General features: G+C 48.3%; 1 protein-coding gene and 1 pseudogene. Both read right to left on the reverse strand.

The genetic code is table 11. The annotated features are described in order from the left end of the window. Window positions 1-481, reverse strand: a pseudogene (locus R7F07_RS24820) (peptide ABC transporter permease); the annotation flags it as partial. Beyond that, a partial coding sequence (locus tag R7F07_RS24825) for an ABC transporter permease (protein ID WP_318110614.1) occupies window positions 468-1,375 on the reverse strand: 908 nt, incomplete at its 5' end. The gene R7F07_RS24825 and the pseudogene R7F07_RS24820, both read right to left, overlap by 14 nt.

The following is a 1,375-nucleotide window of genomic DNA, read 5'->3' on the forward strand; positions in this document are numbered from 1 at the left end:
AGATATTAAATTCACCAAAGCCAAGGAATGCCACAAAAATGATCGCGAGCAATAGCGATGGGATCGACATAACGGTGTCGAGAAGGTGGTTCAAAGTACTGGAAAGTAGACCTTTCGTCATCCCCGCCAGCACTCCGATAAAGCAACCTACGATGGTCGCAATCGCAGTAATGCCAACTGCTGCGCCAAAAGTCAGTTGAGAGCCCATGATCAAGCGCGACAGAATATCACGACCTAAGTCATCGGTTCCTAAAAAGTAATCGACGGTGCCCGCTGGTGCCCATGAAGGGGGAACGAGTAACTCACCAGATTGTGCTTGTGGATCAAACGGAGCAAGCCACGGAGCTAAGATGGTGATCAATACGATCAAGCCTAAACACCACAAGCCAAACATCGCTAACCCGTTAGCGCGGTAACTGCGCCAAAATCGCTCAAACTGAGTTGGAATGCGTTCTTCCTGATAAACGTTATTTGTTAGCATACCATTCCTTTCTCACCAGAGGGTTGATCATGGCGCCAATCAAGTCCGAAAGGATATTGGCAGTTAATACGAGTGTCGCAAGCACCATTACTCCTGCTTGGATTGAGGCGTAATCTTGGTTGGCAAGCGCATCCAGCAACCAGCGACCAATGCCCGGCCAGTTAAAGATCGACTCGGTGATGATTGCTAAAGTGATCATGCTAGATAGCTGAACCCCAACTTTTGGAATGATAGGCGGAATGGCGTTACGCATTACGTGCTGAGTGACGATCTCACGATTCGATAAACCTTTGATTCGGGCTGCGCGAATGTAGTTTTGGCTCATAACTTCTGCAACAGATGCACGCATCAAACCAACAACTTGAGTCGTAGGTGCTAACGCCAGAACCAAACACGGCAGAACCATGTGCTCGATGACACTTTGCAGTGCGTGAGCTCGGTATTCACCTTTCGCCATAAAGGCGTCAATAATGGCAAATCCAGTTACATGGTCGATTTCGTACAGCAAGTCGTAGCGTCCAGCAACAGGGAAGATGTGGAATTCCAACGAGAAGACCATGATCAGCAGTAGTGCCACCCAGAAAATCGGAGCAGAGTAACCCGACATCGAAAGAAACGAGATACCAGTGTCTAGCCACTTACCCTGTTTCATCCCTGCAATCGTGCCAAGCGGGATACCGATTAAGAGCGAAACCAGGAAGGCGAAAAAGCACAATTCTAATGTGGCAGGAAAAACAACGGCGAGTTCGTCGTAAATCGCATTGCCGTTTTTGCTTAAACCAAAATCGAGCTGAGAAAGGTTAATTAAGTAGCTTTGCCAGCCAGACCAGAACTCCACATTTGCCCAATGTGAAAGCGGGTCAAGGCGCAGCAGAGAAAAGCCCACCAAAGTGA

The organism is Vibrio sp. YT-16, from assembly GCF_033337405.1.
GTDB classification, from domain to species: Bacteria; Pseudomonadota; Gammaproteobacteria; order Enterobacterales; family Vibrionaceae; genus Vibrio; species Vibrio alginolyticus.